The sequence below is a fragment of the Acinetobacter sp. CE-15 genome, assembly GCF_051059255.1.
GTDB lineage: Bacteria > Pseudomonadota > Gammaproteobacteria > Pseudomonadales > Moraxellaceae > Acinetobacter > Acinetobacter guillouiae.
In genome coordinates, this window is the sequence record NZ_CP192737.1 from 4,574,286 (window position 1) to 4,592,061 (window position 17,776).

Annotated in this window: 14 protein-coding genes and 1 pseudogene; 6 read left to right on the forward strand and 9 right to left on the reverse strand. The window is 38.8% G+C overall.

From position 1 onward, the window contains the following. Positions 1 to 48: 48 nt before the first annotated feature. A pseudogene (locus ACQ7EO_RS21155) lies at positions 49 to 764 on the reverse strand (nucleotidyltransferase domain-containing protein). 180 nt (positions 765 to 944) lie between these two features. Continuing rightward, on the reverse strand, positions 945 to 2,075 hold the full coding sequence (locus tag ACQ7EO_RS21160) for a TDT family transporter (RefSeq protein ID WP_151957664.1): 1,131 nt from the start codon (positions 2,073 to 2,075) through the stop codon (positions 945 to 947). 207 nt (positions 2,076 to 2,282) lie between these two features. Here ACQ7EO_RS21160 and ribF point away from each other — a divergent pair, with 207 nt between their 5' ends. The 4 genes from ribF (at position 2,283) to ACQ7EO_RS21180 (ending at position 7,196) form a co-directional block, all read left to right on the forward strand. Next, positions 2,283 to 3,284 (forward strand): riboflavin biosynthesis protein RibF, encoded by a 1,002-nt coding sequence (ribF, locus tag ACQ7EO_RS21165; RefSeq protein WP_333664689.1) that lies wholly within the window; start codon positions 2,283 to 2,285, stop codon positions 3,282 to 3,284. Positions 3,285 to 3,345: 61 nt separating this feature from the next. Then, positions 3,346 to 6,186 (forward strand): isoleucine--tRNA ligase, encoded by a 2,841-nt coding sequence (gene ileS, locus ACQ7EO_RS21170; RefSeq protein ID WP_004718871.1) that lies wholly within the window; start codon positions 3,346 to 3,348, stop codon positions 6,184 to 6,186. Then, positions 6,179 to 6,718 (forward strand): signal peptidase II, encoded by a 540-nt coding sequence (lspA, locus tag ACQ7EO_RS21175; RefSeq protein ID WP_004718873.1) that lies wholly within the window; start codon positions 6,179 to 6,181, stop codon positions 6,716 to 6,718. The genes ileS and lspA overlap by 8 nt, the downstream gene beginning before the upstream one ends. Continuing rightward, positions 6,711 to 7,196, forward strand: a complete 486-nt coding sequence (locus ACQ7EO_RS21180) for an FKBP-type peptidyl-prolyl cis-trans isomerase (RefSeq protein ID WP_004818226.1) — start codon at positions 6,711 to 6,713, stop codon at positions 7,194 to 7,196. The genes lspA and ACQ7EO_RS21180 overlap by 8 nt, the downstream gene beginning before the upstream one ends. A gap of 72 nt (positions 7,197 to 7,268) precedes the next feature. On the opposite strand, the gene ACQ7EO_RS21185 is transcribed toward ACQ7EO_RS21180, so the two are convergent. Beyond that, positions 7,269 to 7,958 (reverse strand): aspartate/glutamate racemase family protein, encoded by a 690-nt coding sequence (locus ACQ7EO_RS21185; protein ID WP_434279649.1) that lies wholly within the window; start codon positions 7,956 to 7,958, stop codon positions 7,269 to 7,271. A 322-nt stretch (positions 7,959 to 8,280) separates the two neighbouring features. On the opposite strand from ACQ7EO_RS21185, the gene ACQ7EO_RS21190 reads away from it, so the two are divergent. Continuing rightward, on the forward strand, positions 8,281 to 9,186 hold the full coding sequence (locus ACQ7EO_RS21190) for a LysR family transcriptional regulator (protein WP_262084758.1): 906 nt from the start codon (positions 8,281 to 8,283) through the stop codon (positions 9,184 to 9,186). A 138-nt stretch (positions 9,187 to 9,324) separates the two neighbouring features. Here the strand turns inward: ACQ7EO_RS21190 and ACQ7EO_RS21195 are convergent, their stop codons facing one another. Continuing rightward, entirely contained in the window at positions 9,325 to 10,068 is a 744-nt protein-coding gene (locus tag ACQ7EO_RS21195; RefSeq protein WP_004818219.1) for a sulfite exporter TauE/SafE family protein, read from the reverse strand. 208 nt (positions 10,069 to 10,276) lie between these two features. Between ACQ7EO_RS21195 and ACQ7EO_RS21200 the strand changes: the two genes are divergently transcribed. Next, positions 10,277 to 11,674: a glutamine synthetase family protein gene (locus ACQ7EO_RS21200; RefSeq protein ID WP_434278632.1), complete on the forward strand. Its 1,398-nt coding sequence runs from the start codon at positions 10,277 to 10,279 to the stop codon at positions 11,672 to 11,674. A gap of 568 nt (positions 11,675 to 12,242) precedes the next feature. Here the strand turns inward: ACQ7EO_RS21200 and ACQ7EO_RS21205 are convergent. The 5 genes from ACQ7EO_RS21205 to tpgA form a co-directional block, all read right to left on the reverse strand. Then, on the reverse strand, positions 12,243 to 12,620 hold the full coding sequence (locus tag ACQ7EO_RS21205; protein ID WP_004818217.1) for a surface-adhesin E family protein: 378 nt from the start codon (positions 12,618 to 12,620) through the stop codon (positions 12,243 to 12,245). A gap of 52 nt (positions 12,621 to 12,672) precedes the next feature. Then, the gene (locus tag ACQ7EO_RS21210) at positions 12,673 to 12,963 is read right to left on the reverse strand and encodes a chorismate mutase (protein WP_016539541.1); all 291 of its coding nucleotides are present in this window, start codon (positions 12,961 to 12,963) and stop codon (positions 12,673 to 12,675) included. After that, entirely contained in the window at positions 12,956 to 14,296 is a 1,341-nt protein-coding gene (locus tag ACQ7EO_RS21215; RefSeq protein ID WP_434278633.1) for a hypothetical protein, read from the reverse strand. Before ACQ7EO_RS21215 ends, ACQ7EO_RS21210 begins: the two co-directional genes overlap by 8 nt. Positions 14,297 to 14,544: 248 nt before the next feature. Next, positions 14,545 to 16,374: a dihydroxy-acid dehydratase gene (gene ilvD / locus ACQ7EO_RS21220; RefSeq protein WP_239046713.1), complete on the reverse strand. Its 1,830-nt coding sequence runs from the start codon at positions 16,372 to 16,374 to the stop codon at positions 14,545 to 14,547. A 585-nt stretch (positions 16,375 to 16,959) separates the two neighbouring features. Beyond that, on the reverse strand, positions 16,960 to 17,754 hold the full coding sequence (tpgA, locus tag ACQ7EO_RS21225; protein ID WP_275059681.1) for a trimeric autotransporter adhesin/peptidogylcan-associated protein TpgA: 795 nt from the start codon (positions 17,752 to 17,754) through the stop codon (positions 16,960 to 16,962). Positions 17,755 to 17,776 lie beyond the last annotated feature (22 nt).

The window sequence follows — 17,776 nt, forward strand, 5'->3', positions numbered from 1 at the left end:
TATAAATTGAACCTATTTTAAGCAGCCAAAAGGCTGCTTTTTTTTATTTTATATAATGTGAGCATCTACCCACAAATAAACGTTTTTTATTTCTTGGAGCGAGGTCTTACTCGCTACATTTGGATGATCAAGTTCTTTTAACAAGTATTGAAACGCTGCTTTTTGTTCAGGATATACATCTATCGCTTGTGCCACAGTATCGTTTAAATTGCCTGGCCATCCTTCTATATTGTTCAATGTCAAAGGGAGCAGTCGTATTATCCGTTTAATTAAAGATTTTTTAAGGTTGATTAATTCTTTTGTGTTTGATCAGATGCATCTAATATACGTAAATAACCTTGTATATCTGCATCATAACCACTATTTATCGCCTTAATTACATCTCGATCAATCTGAACATCGTTAAAAAGCGCAGATAAATCTTCTCCATAAATGTGCTGACAAAAGAATTTGATCCATGCTCCCCAACTTTGTAGGGAATGCTCATTTAAAACCTCGTCTAGAAAACCAATATCGACATCAACTTTAGGCAGAAATGGGTGTAAAACCTTAAGATTTGCGCTTATTTCAGCAATCGTTTCATTTAAATTTTTAGGTTTATTTTTAAAAACAACACAAAGGTCTAAATCTGATTGACCGATAATTGCAATGCCTTGAGCGACACTGCCATAAACATAGATACTATGTAAATCTTCGGCAAAGCTGCGACTAAAAGCGTTAATCACCTCTTCTAGCACGGGCTGAAATGCTTTTTGAATCCTCATTGATTGAAACATTCATCCATTTTTAAATTTTCTCAAACCAACATCATACTGCTTATATAGCATTTATTTTGTATTTCAATATTAAAAAGCCCAACTGTAATCAATAGACAATTGGGCTTGGGCGATTTTATCATGGGTTCTTAATGATTATTTTATAGACTGACCAACAAGGTTTTCTGTTTATTCACGTTCTAAAAAAGTCTTTAAACAAGGAGAAAAAAACAAATTCCCTTGATACATTCCCCGCAAAGTTTTGCTCATCACCATCACCCACAACATCATCAAAATTGCAGCAAATGCTAAGCCTGTATCTACAATAAAACTGAGATGCAATTGGTGACCTAAACTCAATATTGCCAAGGTAAATACACCCAGTGGGAAAGTTAGCCCCCACCAACCGAGATTAAATGGTAGCTCGGTTGCCGCATGTTTGAGTGTGGTTAGAACTGCGATTGCAACCCACCACACACCAAAGCCAAGCAAAATAAAACTTGCCACAATCCCAGCATTTTGAAAGAACACACCTAAATTTTCTAACTGAATCAATGCCAAAACTTGAGGAGCCTGAGCACCTAGAACCAACAGTGCCAATGCACCTGTACCAATTGGCCCTAAAGCTAACCAGCTCGTAATTGCCAACTCTTTGCTCGGCAATTGATGTACAGCCAAACGTAACATCAGAATGGTGAGAATCCCAAAAGCAGGCAATACAGACATCCCCCACAGCATATAACTGGCGAATAAAATAGCCACTGCCTGTTGACTAGCATGCATATGCGCTAAAAGTAAGCCGCCTGATGTTGCTGCAACTTCACAGGCCACAATTGGCAATAACCACATTGCAGTCATTGTATGCAATTGATGATCTTGTTTATGGAACATACAAAATGGTACCAGCACCCCGATACCCACCGCTAAAACTACATCGACGTACCACAACAACTGCGCAATTTGGAACGCAACATCACCATACATAGGTATGCCATATTTTAAAAAGCCATTTAGTACCGTTGCCAACCCCATTGGAATTGCACCTAAAAAGAGTGCCATTGCGGGATGGGAAAAAATCTGCTTCGCTTCTTGAGGATAGATGAGCCAGCGTAAGACATACAGTATGATAAATACAGTAAACAATAGCGTGTTGAACTGCCATAAAATAGTTGCCAGCTGCCATAAAAAATCAGATGCAAACGGAAACTCAGGCAAGATCAGTGCAACAACCCCTGTTCCCATGGTCATGGTGAACCAGTTTGGCGTAAACTGTCGAATCACATCACCTGTTTGTTCAAGTTGGTAAAATGGCTTTTTCATCGCATCATCCTCATTTCAGCAGATAAATTGATTATAAAAGCACCTTTTAATAAATAAAATTGATTTAATTTAATAAAATGAATCAATTTTACTGATATAAAAGTATTCTCAGTCATTTTTTTCTGGATAAAAACACAACAACAAAGACGAAACTGTGAGATTATGGCAATATATAGTCCTTTCAAATTTTAAGCTTATTTTGAAACCATGCAGCTGTTACGTCTAAATGCCTTAGCACCAAATTTTCAATTGCCCCAAACCGCTGTGACGATTGGCAATTTTGATGGTGTCCATTTGGGACATCAGGCGATGGTTTCTCAACTCAAAGAAGTGGCTAAAGCCCAAAATTTAAAAACCTTGGTGATGATTTTTGAGCCGCAACCTTTAGAGTTTTTCAAAGGTTATGAAGCACCACCACGGATTTCATCACTCAGAGAAAAAGTAGAATATTTATCTGAATTGGGTGTCGATTATATTGCTATCGCTAAATTTGATAATCAATTCCGTAGCTTAAGTGCTGAAAACTTTGCGAGCCTGTTAAAAAACAAACTCAATGCACAAAGTTTGATCTTAGGTGATGATTTTCACTTCGGCAAAGACCGTCAAGGCAATAGTGAATTTTTAAAACAATATGGTTTTGATGTCACCAATCTCAATACCATTGAATTTAATGGCGAACGTGTCAGTTCAACCCGTATTCGCCAAGTTCTCCAAGCGGGTGACTTATCACTTGCAGCAAAATTATTGGGTCGCCCATACAGCATGATTGGTCGTGTGCAATATGGTGATCAAATTGGTCGTACTTTGAATTTTCCAACCATCAATGTTCGACTTGGCCGTCATAAACCCTGTTTAAGTGGTATTTATGCTGTCGATGTTATTTGCGAAAGCACCTCATTGACACAGAAAGTCAAAACTGAGAACCCCAATAAAATAGGTGTTGCTGGCTATCAAATAGATGCATTATTTGGTGCGGGCCATGTGGGAACACGCCCTGCAATCAAACAAGAACATCCAGAATGGCGATTAGAAGTACATTTTCCAAATGTTTCTGCTAATCTGTATGGTCTGTTAATGCGGGTCACTTTCCTCGACTATTTACATGGCGAATTAAATTACCCATCACTTGAAGCGCTTCAGGCGGGAATTGATGATGATGTCGAGCGTTTGCTTGAGTTTCGCAAAAACACCCCCAAATTTCCTTTTTAACTTAAACTTTTATTGTAAAACGCGTCAGCAATGGTGCTGATAATATTGGATGACAACTTGCATGAGCGATAAGCAAACTTCTGAAAATGCAGTGGATTATAAAGCCACGCTAAACCTACCAGGTACTGAATTTGCAATGAAAGCAAATCTCGCAGTACGTGAAGCAAAATGGTTAGAAGAGTGGTATGCCGACAACATTTATCAGCAGATTCGTGCTTCGCGTATTGGCAAGAAAAAATATATTCTGCATGACGGTCCTCCATATGCAAATGGTTCATTGCATTTAGGTCATGTCGTCAATAAAGTTTTAAAAGACATTATTGTTAAAAGTCGCACTTTAGATGATTTTGACGCACCTTATGTTCCAGGTTGGGACTGTCATGGTCTACCAATCGAGCTCAAAGTCGAAGAAAAAATCGGTAAAGTTGGCGTAAAAGTTGACGCATCGACTTTCCGTAAAGCCTGCCGTGAATATGCATATACCCAAGTCGAATTACAGAAAAAAGACTTTGTTCGTATGGGCGTGTTTGGAGATTGGGATAATCCATATCTCACCATGAACTTCAAACAAGAAGCAGATATTGTTCGCGCGCTCGGTGAAATTGCCAAAGCAGGCCATATCGAACCTGGTCTAAAACCAGTGAACTGGTGTATGGATTGTGGATCATCACTTGCTGAAGCAGAAGTGGAATATGAAGATAAAAAATCTGATGCAATTGATGTGGGTTTCGGTGTTGTAGATCTTGCTGATTTGTCTGCAAAAGTTGGTGTCAGCGTTAGTAATCCAACAGATATCGTGATTTGGACAACGACACCGTGGACATTACCCGCGAACCAAGCAGTTGCCTTACATGCAGATATTGCCTATCAATTGGTGGAAGTTCAGTCTGAGCGTGGCACACAAAACTTAATCTTAGCCAAAGATTTAGTTGAATCTGCATGTGAACGTTACAAACTTGAACAACCAAAAGTATTGGCTGACTTTGTTGGTGCGACGCTCGAAAACTTACAATTACAACATCCATTGATTGTAGATCGTCAAGTACCTGTAATTTTAGGTGAACATGTCATCGCAACCAGTGGTACAGGTGCTGTGCATACTGCACCTGGACATGGTGTGGACGATTATAAAGTTGGCTTAATCTATAACTTAAAAGTAGAAAACCCTGTAAGTGGTAATGGTGTATATTTACCGACTGCGCCTCTTTTTGCAGGCGAGCACATTTATAAAGCCAATCCAAAAATTATTGAAGCATTAACAGATGCTGGCAAACTCTGGGCGCATCTGCCAATTAAGCACAGTTACCCACATTGCTGGCGTCATAAAACACCAATCATCTTCCGTGCAACCCCACAGTGGTTTATCAGCATGGATGCGAATGGGTTACGCCAAGATGCTTTAAATGCGATTGAAAATGACATCGACTTTGTCCCTGATTGGGGTAAAAACCGTATCAAGTCAATGATTGAAGGCCGCCCAGACTGGTGTATCTCTCGTCAACGGACTTGGGGTGTGCCGATTCCATTCTTTGTACATAAAGACACCAATGAATTGCATCCTCGTACCGCAGAGCTCATTGAAGATGTGGCGAAGCTCATCGAAAAAGAAGGCATTGATGGTTGGTATAACCGTGAAGCCAAAGCATTTATCGGTGATGATGCTGAACAGTACAATGCTGTTCGTGACACACTCGATGTATGGTTTGACTCAGGTACAACGCACTATGCAGTATTGCGTGAACGTGCAGAACTGCAAGATCCTGCTGATTTATATCTTGAAGGTTCTGACCAACATCGTGGTTGGTTCCAGTCTTCATTGCTCACGTCGATTGCGATCCATAAACGCGCACCTTATAAAGCCCTGCTTACGCATGGTTTTACCGTGGATGAAAAAGGTCGTAAATTATCGAAATCATTGGGTAACTTTATCCCACTTGAAGACATCATCAAGCAGTTAGGTGCTGATGGTTTACGTTTATATGTTGCATCAAGCGATTATCGTTATGAAATTGCCGCAAGTAACGAAATCTTTAGCCGTGTAAGTGACAGCTATCGTCGTATTCGTAATACTTTACGTTTCTTATTGGCAAACTTGAACGGCTTTAAACCATCAACAGATGCGTTACCTGTAGACCAATTGATTGCATTGGATCAATACATCTTACAACGTGCAGCAGACGTACAGAAAACCATTCAACAAGCTTATGAAGATATGAACTTCCATGTCGTCACCAATGCTTTGACCAGTTTCTGTATCAATGATTTGGGTGGTTTCTATTTAGACATCATCAAAGACCGTCAATACACCACTAAAGCAGATTCAACAGCACGTCATTCTGCTCAAACTGCGTTGTATCATTTGGTTCAAGCCTTTGTTCGTTGGATGAGCCCTATCTTAAGCTTTACAGCACAAGAAGCGTGGCCATTGATTCCAGAACAAACTGAAAAATATGTATTTACTGCGCATTGGTATGATATTCCAGTGGCATCAAGCACCAACTTGATCTCTGAAGCAGATTGGCAAACCTTAATTGAAGTCAAATCTGCGGTTAATAAACAGATTGAGACAGCGCGTAATGCGAAATTGGTCGGTAGTAACCTGTCTGCTAAAGTTGAACTTTGGGCAAATACAGACCTACAAAACGTCTTGAAGCAATTGGGCGATGAGCTTCGTTTTGTCTTGATCACCTCTCAAGCAATTGTTTATGACTACGCTGAGCAAGGTGAAGCAACAGAGCTTGAAGGCCTACGTGTTAAAGTTTCTGCTGCTGAAGGCGAAAAATGTGCACGTTGCTGGCATGTCCTTCCAGATGTGAATACACATCATGCACATCCAGGGCTTTGTTCTCGTTGTATTATTAACCTTCCTACAGGTCAAGGTGAAGAGAGAAAATATGCCTAATCCGCAAAATAAAAAGGGCTTATTACAGTTTTATCCGCATAATTTGATGTGGCTTGGACTTTCTGTCCTTGCCATTATCATTGACCAATGGACAAAAAATATTGCAAGTGCAGAGCTGACTTATGCTCAACCTGTACCTGTACTGCCCTTCTTAAATTGGACATTACTGCATAATTACGGCGCAGCATTTAGCTTCTTGTCTGATGCGGGTGGTTGGCAGCATTATTTATTCACAGGCCTTGCAGGCGTTGTATCGATCATCTTTATTTTTTGGCTTATGCGTATGCCAAAAACCACGCTGATCTTACCTGCTGCAATCGCATTGATTCTTGGCGGCGCATTGGGGAATTTAATTGATCGTGTGACATTAGGTTATGTGGTCGATTTTATTCATTTGCATTACCAAGGCAGTAGTTTCCCTGCATTCAACATTGCCGATAGTGCGATCACTCTCGGTACGATTTTATTGTTAATTGATACCTTCTTTTTAGAAAAGCATCGTATTCAACGTGCGGAAGCGCAAAATGACTGAACAAATGATTAACCCCAATGACGAAACGCGTGTTGCGGATGGCTCAAAAGTAGAACTGCATTTTTCTGTTGCTATCGAAAGTGGTGTTGAAATTGATAACACACGTAGCCGTGAAGAGCCTGTAAGCTTAGTGATCGGGGATGGCAGTTTATTGCCAGGTTTTGAAAAAGCCTTATTTGGTCTTCGTGCAGGTGACCGTCGTACAGTTAGCCTTCCACCAGAAGATGCTTTCGGTCCGTGGAATTCTGAAAATGTGCAAAAATTCGATACAGTAAAATTCGAACAACGTCCTGTTGAAGGCCACATGATTGAGTTTGAAGACAAAGCCAAACAAAGTCTATTTGGCGTGGTTAAAACTGTCGGTGAAGATATCACTGAAGTGGATTTCAACCACCCACTCGCAGGTAAAAATATCACTTTTGAAGTAGAAATCTTCAAAGTTACCCCTGCGGGTCAACAAGGTGTGAAAATTATGTAAGCCTTTGCTTATATAATATTTAAAGCTCCTTCGGGAGCTTTTTTATTGATACAAATACCCACTTCAAAAAGGTCAAGACAAAGCAAAATCCACAGCAGCTTGCACATGGATCGATGTTGTATCGAACAGCGGAACAGAAAACTGAGTATCTCCAATGAGCATACAAATTTCTGTACATCCCAAAATAATGCCTTCAGCACCCTCTAATATTAGCTGCTCAACAATATGGATGTATTTTTGACGAGATTCTTCCTTGATCACACCTAAACACAATTCATCATAAATAATATTGTGAACCATCTGTCGATGCGCTTGGTTAGGCACCAGTACATTGATGCCTTGTTGTTCTAACCGATGCTTATAGAAGTCTTGTTCCATGGTAAATTGAGTACCTAACAAACCGACTTTGCCAATGTTCTGATTTAAAACGTCTTTTGCTGTTGCATCAGCGATATGAATAAATGGAACTGAGACCGAGCTTTCAATAGCAGAAGCAACTTTATGCATAGTATTGGTACACAGTAAGATCCCTTCTGCCCCTGCTTTCTCCAACTGAATTGCCTTCTCTGTTAAATACAGCGCTGCATCGTCCCATAAACCTTGACGCTGTAATATTTCTATCTCAGCGAAATCAACACTGATTAAAACAATTTTTGCAGAGTGTAATTTTCCTAATTTTTGTTGAACGCTTTTATTCAGCTGCTGATAGTACAAGTCTGTAGATTCCCAACTCATTCCACCTAATAAACCAATCGTTTTCACTTTTTTTTGCTCGCTTAGAATTTTCATCTTTTCTAGGGTATTTTGAGATTTCATAAATGGTTTGCGTTTTAGACTCAAATTGAGCAAGTCAGGCATATGATCAATATCGATCAAGTCACTTTTGTTTCAAGCCCATATATTTTCCAATACAAGCACTTTAAATATCCAGTGACTATTGTACGATATCGTCGTAATCAAGCCTTCATTCATAGTTTCAATTTAAATCTCGTCTTACTCATCGCTGAAACAATCTACACGATATCGCATATTTGTATGATTATTCAGCTATACTTTGATCTCATTTCAGCTCTTTATGATTCGCATGCGCCTAGACTTCTTCGATTTGCAACTGTTTATCAATATCGTGGACACAGGAAGCCTCACCAAAGGCGCAGAACGCTCGTCGATTTCACTACAGGCAGCCAGTGAACGTATTAAAAAACTCGAACAACAATATGCCACAAGCCTTTTTACCCGCCATGCCTCTGGGGTCAAACTCACAATTGCAGGTCAAACTTTTGCAGAACAGGCTTTACGTCTAATACAACAAAGTAAACAGCTTGAACAAGCGATGTCACCCTTTGCAAAAGGTCTAAGCACACAGATGACTTTGTGGTGTAATTCATCTGCACAAAGTGAATATCTGCCCTTATTACTTCCTCAGTATTTAGTTGAAAACCCACATATTCAGATTGATCTACAAGAAGCTGAAAGTAATGAAATTATTCAGACCCTTGAAAAAGGCAATGCAAAACTCGGCTTAATTTCGAGCTTTTTTAATGCACATCAATTACAGACTTTAACCTTTTCAGATGATCCGTTAGTGCTGATTTGTCCTTCAAATCATGAATTAAGCCAGCGAACACAACTTAGACTGGTCGATACACTGAACTATGCCTTTGTGGGTTTAATGCAATATCACTCTTTACAGCAGTCGATTGAAAACCAAGCCAAATTGCTCAATTGTGCAATTCAGTATCGTTTAAGATTGCCAAATTTTGCTGCGATCGCTCAAGTGGTTGCGAGTGGTGTCGGCATTGCCATTATGCCCAAACGGGCAGCAATGCGACTCAATCAACTCTATGCATTTGATCAAATTGAGCTGGTTGGAGAATGGGCAAAACGCCAACTACAATTGGCTGCTCAAAATTTTGATGAACTTCCAACAGCATATCAACACTTTGCCCAATTCTTAATTTCACAAAAATCGAAACTGATTTTAGTTTAAAGACTTAAGCACCACGCTGATATTGATTTTTAAAACTAACTAAATCGCTATCATCTGCTTTGATTTTTTCAGTTTACCCAATAGGGTCATAGCTTCACATTTGCGGAAAGCGCGATTACACGACCATTTGTCCTCAGACTAGATCACGCCAAATTGATGCAATACCGAATATAAGCCAAAAATCACCAAGCCACAGAAGAAAACTTTACGAAATTTTTGCTCTGGAATACGGTAACGAATTTTTGTTCCCACCCACATTCCTATTAACGCAGGTACTAAGGCAATAAGAGATAACTGATAATCAATTGGTGTATCTTCAACAGGGTTTTGATGTAAAAAAACGGCAAGGCACAGTGTTGAAACGGTAAAAGCTAAACCTAGAGATTGAACCAAATCATCACGCTTTAACTGCAAAGATTGTAAATAAGGGACCACAGGAATCACCACCACCCCCGTGGCAACAGTTAAAGCACCGCCTAAATATCCAATGATTGGGGAAAGCCATTTTTCATGCGGTGCAAGATTTGGCATACGTTTGGAAAATAAGCCATAGAGTCCATACAATGCCAGCATTCCCCCCAGTAATGCTTCACTATGAAAACCACCACTAGAGTGGCCTAAAGTGGGAAAAATACTCCAAATTGAACCGATAATAATCCCCAACAATAAGGGATAAAAACGGCGAACCAACCGCCATACATGACCTTCAGCAAACAATTGCCAAAAGTTGGTCACCATAGATGGAATGATCAATAAAGTTGCGGCTTGGAATGGGCTAATCACAAGGCTTAAAAGTCCCATTGAAACGGCAGGTAAGCCGAGACCAATTGTGCCTTTAATCATGCCTGCAATTGCAAATACACCAATTACAAATCCCATCATGTCGTTTTACCTCAATATTCTGAGACAATGCTACGCCAAAGCTTTGCTTTGAAATATCACTGTTTTTAGGATAGAGCCTCAAGCAATGATTGAGGCTTGATGTTGAGTGTTTTGGCTAAGTGTCTAAGAAAAGAATTTACGATCATTTTACGTTACTCAAGTAAGCAAGCTTTCTATAATTTTTTTACCCCATTTGGATCTATTCACAATGAATATGTCGCTTGCCAGTTCTACAAAAATATTCCCCACAGCACTGATCCTAGAAAATCAGGACATGCATGATTTCAACAAAGAAATTCAACAATATTTAGAAGATTATCCAGAGACCCAGTTTATTGATATCTGCTTACATGATCTCAATGGTCATCTTCGTGGTAAGCGTATTGAAGTAAATGCCCTCCACCAATTGCAGAAAGGTTGTTATTTTCCATTGTCTATTTATGCGATGAGCTTGGATGGTCAAGTGGTTGAAGAAAGTGGGCTGGGAAAATATATTGGTGAACCCGATCGCTTATGTATGCCCGTCTTGGGCAGTCTAAAGCCTTGTGCAGATCAACCCAATCAGCATGCCCAGCTGCTATTAACCATGAAATCCGATGATGGTTCAGATTGTGTGATTGAGCCTCGCAATATATTAAAAAGAATTTTATTGACACTGCATCAGATGCACTATTTTCCAATGATGGCCGGTGAAATCGAGTTTTATTTGTCTAAAAATATCCAAGATGCCCCGTTTTCTCCCCAATCTGATCCACTTTCTACCCAATGTTTCGATGTCGATACTCCGCATAATTTTCAAACTGTCATTCAACAAATTGAATTAGAAGCAAAACGACAAGATATTGATTTAACAGGTGTTGTAGCTGAAAGTGCTTCTGGACAATTTGAATTGAATATTCAGCACAGTGACAACATTTTAAAACTGTGTGATGACATCATGAGTATTAAACGAATGATTCGTCAAATTGCGATGCAACATGGTTTAAAAGCCAGTTTTATGGCAAAACCAAATATGGCTAAAGCAGGCAGTGGTATGCACTTTCATATGAGCATACGTAACCAATGGCAAGACAATCTTTTTAAAATAGATCAGTTGAAAAATCCAAATCCCATCATGCAGAACGTGATTGCAGGTTTACTTGACTTAATGCCCGCATCCATGGCTATTTTAGCACCCAATATTAACGCATTCCGCAGATTTCAACTTGGCAATCATGTTCCACTAGAAGCCAATTGGGGCTTCAATAATCGCAACGTTGCGATTCGTATCCCCTGTTCAGATCAGAACAATCAACGCTTGGAATATCGTGTTGCGGGTGCAGACGTCAACCCTTATTTGTGTGTTGCAACGATTCTGACGGGGGTACTGCATGGCTTACATGTAGCACTGGATTTACCTCAATCAATCCAACAAGTAAAAGTGATTAACTCACAGCATTTCTTACCCTCTCATCAGCTTGAAGCACTGCAATTATTTGAAAAACATGCAGTCTTTAAACAATATTTTGGTTCAGATTTCATCCAATTATGGTGTGCATGTAAAAAATTTGAATATCAATCTGTCATCAATAAAATCACAAATGCAGAATTGGAATGGGGCATATAAAGGGCTGATTCAAGAATGAAAATGCCTAAATCAAAATATAGTCAACTTGTCAAAAACGCATACACAAGAATATAATTTCTCTTAATTTATATTTTTAATTAAATCAATTAAATGGGGGAATAAATTGTTTGATTATAAAAAACGTTCATTGCCACATTTTGCTTTGAAAGTTTGAATAAGTTTGTGTAGGCGATGCCTAACTTTTCAGAGATGAAAAGTAACAAAAATCTTCTGTTGGATGAGAGGTACGTCCTGTACCTCCATCCAACGGCGATATCCATGTCGCCCCACGATAGGATAACCATCTATGATTCAAAAGTACAAAAAACGAATTGATAACCAATAGTTTCTAAGAGTTGATACAAGAACATAAGTTCATTTATGATCAATGACTTGATGCAAATCATTTATATGAATAATTAGGTGGTTTGGCTATAGTATGATGACCATAAATTGACAGTAATCAATAAAAAATCCCTTTTATATAAAAGGGATTTTAAGCAGCTTAGACTGAATTGCCTTAAAGCTGATTATGCTTTAAGTATTCAAATAAATAACAATTTAAAAATTATTTACATACGACTTTAAAAAATGCCAGATTAATTTCATCATCATCGATATTACTTGGATCTGAATCTTGTGGATCGCTATTGATCAATTGACCATTTTTTTTATAATCTTCAACTAAGGTGATATTTGTCGTACGATCAGCACATTGGTCTAAATTATGAGAAAGTGTATAGTCACCCTTTTTCATATCCAGTTCTTCACTGTCTGCATCAGCAACAAACTTAGCCCAATAATTAACCGTTTTGTCTTTTTTCACAATACGATCGGTATCTAGATAAAAACTGCCATCCTCATCTTTGACAATAAATTTCCAATTTTCTGCAAGTGCGTACTGACTCAACATTGTTGTAATGCAGATTAGAATAATTTTTTTCATACCGTTCTCTAAAATAAATATTTTTATGGGCAAAATTAAAATCACATCACCGTTATGGACGGATTTCTTTTAATTCTCTTTGGATAAAATGCTGGATCATTTCCCGATAGAGCATTTCCACCAAATCAGGGTTGGTGCCAACATCTATGGCTTTCTGACGTACTTTATTAATCACTTGTTGTACACGCTCTGGAGACTGTACGTCATCTACATTACGTTTAAATCGGACAGCTTGATCAACATAAAATTGGCGGGTTGCAATCAGTTCAATCAGCTCCTGATCCAACTGATCGATTCGATCACGTACTTGTTCTAATGATTCACATTTCTCTTTTTTAATCATCTGTTTTTTCTGCATCCTGTGCTTCTATATGATGTTGAGCGCGTTCCAACTCATTCTCGGCTTTATACTTCTGTTCTAACACATTACTAAAAATACTTTCAATCATCCAAACCCGATATAGGCTATTAAAAACGTAACGCTTTCCTTCAATACGCAATTCTAAAACAGGAAAATCAGGCTGATGTTTCTCTGCACATTGCTGATCATTGGCTATTAATAAAGCTTCAACGTCAATATCTGTTAGATTTTCAATCCCTAAATCATGTTGCATTTGCTGTAAATGCGGCTTGAATGATAAATCACGCCCCTTGGTCCAAACCGCCTGTAAAATGTCATACATCACATCTACACGTTGCTCTTCTGCTACGCTGTAATAAAGCTTTGCCATATTTAAGGTGCTTTCGGCAGTCGGACGACAGAACGGGGTAAATTTCACTTCTGAACGCTTGGAAAGACGGGTCGCCAAACTCCAGTCAAAAAAGTCCCGACCGTGATAACTCAGCGGAAATAGGTTCAACTGAATATTATAATAATTTGCGAGTTCTTCTTTGATATATGCCAATAATAACCAACTGATCGGGTCTTCTAAGGCAATATATAAATCAAGTTCAGGATGCATGGCCTGAATTTCAGCAAGCTCTTCTGCATCACTCATCAAATGCTCACGCCATTCAATGTGATTGATCAGAAAAATAGGGTTATCAATCAATAATTTTTGTTGTTTTAAACGACGAGTTAACCGTAATAAATCATCCACTGCATGATATTTACGTCCACCAAATTCAAAATAGCTTTCTAAAATTGGACTTTGACCAAACACACGTTCTGGAAAATTCTGTGGTTTTTGATGCTGACTGGCCATCACGAATAAAGTACGCAATTTGCCATACTGCTGCTGCCACAGCATATGAAATACATCTTCGAGTAAATAAAGAAAATTTTGACCGGTTAGCGGTGTATTTCTAAGAATTGTTTCCGCTTGTTGTAATGCTTCTTGAGTCGGTTGTTCTGGTTTTTCATCATCATAACTAAAGCGATGTTGATTGGCTAAGATTTTGGCGTCTTCTAAACTATAATTGCGCCATTCTTCTATGGTCATGCCATTGGGGGGTTCTGCTGCGGTATTGGAAATAATCACTTTAAGTGGCTTTAAATCATCACTTAAAAGATCTTCCAATTGGGTCAGTTGCTGTACAGCAAGATAGCTATACACATCATCTAAACGCAGATAAATACTCAGTCCCTGTTCCGTAGATAACACCTCTTGACGAATCGGCTTTTGGTAAAACCAACTCGATCGGATTGGATCAAACCAACGGCGTAACAGTGACATGCGTAGAGCCTCGAAATAAGCACTGAAAAATAAAAGAAAATCTGATTGAAACTCGCTCAAGCATACCATTCATTCACGGGTGATGCTGAGAAAATTAATTCTAACCAGTCATAACAAAACTTATAACAATTTGAATCTGAATGATCAATATCCCAAAACTCGATAAAATTTAAATCGTTAGGTCAATGCAATAAAAAGCACCCAATCCATGAGTGCTTTTATTTTGTTTGGGAATCTTATTTTAACGCTTAGATTTCACGCACCGCACCTTTCGACGCACTGGTGGTATGCATAGCATAAGCTTTTAATGCTTTTGAAACCTTACGTGGACGTTCTTCAGCTGGCTGCCAACCTTTTTGGTCTTGAACTTTACGGCGTGCAGCCAAGGTTGCATCATCAACAGCGAGATGAATTGTACGATTTGGAATATCGATTTCAATCAAATCGCCATCTTCAACCAATCCAATAACACCGCCCTCAGCAGCTTCTGGCGATACGTGACCAATGGAAAGACCTGAAGAACCACCAGAGAAACGACCATCTGTAAGTAAAGCACATTCTTTACCTAAGCCTTTCGATTTTAGATAGCTGGTTGGGTAAAGCATTTCTTGCATACCCGGACCACCACGCGGACCTTCATAACGGATGACAACCACATCACCAGCTTTGATTTCATGACCAAGAATTGAATCTACAGCAGCGTCTTGGCTTTCAAAGACACGAGCCGTACCATTAAATTTCAGGATCGAATCATCTACACCAGCAGTTTTTACAATACAACCATCTACAGCGATGTTTCCGTACAGTACAGCCAAGCCACCGTCTTTAGAGAATGCATGTTCAGCATTACGGATTACACCTTTTTCACGGTTACCATCTAAAGTTTGATAATAACGGTTTTGTGAAAATGCTGTTTGAGTCGGAACACCGCCTGGTGCTGAACGGAAGAACTCGTAAACCTCTGGATCTTCGGTACGAATAATATCCCATTTATCTAAGGCATCTTTCAACGTATTTTCATGTACGGTATAGACTGATGTATCCAATAGGCCAGCACGATCCAATTCACCTAGAATTGACATGATACCGCCTGCACGATGGACATCTTCCATATGGACATCTTGTTTTGCAGGGGCAACTTTACACAACACAGGCACTTTACGCGATAAACGATCAATATCGTCCATGGTAAAATCAACACCTGCTTCATGTGCCGCAGCCAATAAATGCAATACGGTATTGGTTGAACCACCCATTGCAATATCTAGCGTCATCGCATTTTCATAAGACGCTTTGGTCGCAATTGAACGCGGTAATATGGTGTAGTCATCTTGTTCATAATGGCGCTTTGCCAACTTAACAATCAATTGACCAGCTTTTTCAAATAATTTTTGACGATTTGCATGGGTTGCTAAAGTTGAACCATTACCCGGTAAAGATAAACCAAGGGCTTCTGTCAAACAGTTCATTGAGTTGGCTGTAAACATACCTGAACATGAACCACAAGTTGGGCAAGCTGAACGCTCATATTGTTTTACTTCTTCATCGGTAAAACTATCGTCAGCGGCAACCACCATCGCATCAACGAGATCAATCGCATGTTCTGTACCACGGATTTTAACTTTACCCGCTTCCATTGGACCGCCAGAAACAAATACCACAGGAATGTTCAGACGCATTGCCGCCATTAACATCCCTGGTGTGATTTTGTCGCAGTTAGAAATACACACCATGGCATCTGCACAATGCGCATTGACCATGTATTCAACAGAATCTGCAATCAAATCACGCGAAGGCAATGAATACAGCATGCCATCATGCCCCATTGCAATACCATCATCGACTGCAATCGTATTGAATTCTTTTGCCACACCACCCGCTGCTTGAATCTGTTCAGCAACCAGCTGACCTAAGTCTTTTAAATGCACATGACCAGGGACAAACTGAGTAAATGAGTTGACTACCGCAATAATCGGTTTACCAAAATCTTCATCTTTCATTCCTGTTGCACGCCATAAGCCACGTGCACCAGCCATATTTCTTCCATGTGTCGATGTTTTTGAACGATAGTCAGGCATTTGTATTTCCAACATTGTTTGAGCTTGAAATGAATATCAATTCACTCTGGCTAAATAAAACTGATGATATAGCAATAAATCAGTCGAAATATGAACACATCATACTATAACTTAGCATATAACCAATGATCTTGAGCATGATCTTTTTTTAAACAAGACGTGTCTATTGATATTCCAACAAGCTTTATAGATAAATAAAACATTAGAATTTAATATAACGCTATCGTGTTGGATAAAACACAAAACTTCTATGAATAATTTTTTATTTTTTAATAAAAAATATTTATCATTTAACAAAATTCACTAAATTTTATTTTATAAAAGGCATCAAAAAGAAGCCCGTTCATTCATTTTGCACAGATTATTTCTGTTTAATTAAAATGTTTTGTTGCTGATGTTTCTGCTGGGTTAACTTGGCAATCAATATTATTTGGTGATGTATGATTTATTCAAAATAAACCAGAACAGTAAATAATTTAAAACGCCCGATAAATTTCATCGGGCGTTGGTATGCAATAAGGTTCAATCTATTTGAAGAATAAACACCTTCTTTTAAACTGAAGGTATTTGATTATGCATTCAGTTTTACCAAGTGATGTTTACTCGGCGATTAGGTGCTAAACACTCAACCAATTGAATTTTTTTGTTCATTCCATTGCATTTCTGATACACATCCGTTTTATTTTCTGCTGAAAATTGAATTTGATCCGCAGGAATACCCTGTTGTTTCAATAAATCTACAACGGTATTGGCTCTCGCCGCTGATAAACGTTGGTTATACGGAAATGAACCTAAACGGTCGGTATAACCAGCAACAAAAATCTTGCTATTCCCATCAGTTTGCTTAATTTGATCAGCAATTTTGCTAATCACTTCAGGATTTTTTACCCCATTTTTATCTGAATGATCAAAATAGAATAAAACACTGGCTGATTGGCCTGTAGCGGATAGAGCCGTTTGTTCTGTCGCGGATTGGTTATTGATGCCCCAAGCCATCAGACCTTGGCATTGTTCACCTTTCCAATATAGATTTTCTGAACGGTAGTGCTTATCAAAGTCTATGCGTAACTGGCAACGTTTATATTGATTGGAACTCGGCTCTCGAACATCCAATACATAGTTCCAAGTTTTAACAGCAAAAAGGCCCTCAGAAAATTGTGGATTCCCCAAAACATGGCGAATCTGATCTTTGCTTAAACCTTTGTCTAAACGTGCCACGTCATCATATTCATAACGATTCACTTGCTTTAAATAACTGTCTTTTACTTCAGGAAAATGAATTTCTTGGGTATTTGATGTTTCAACTTCAGCAGCATGACTCAATGACATCACAAGACCACTGAATACACTGAACATAATTTTTTTGTTAAATGCTTTCATTTTTTCTCTCTTAAAAATTTGC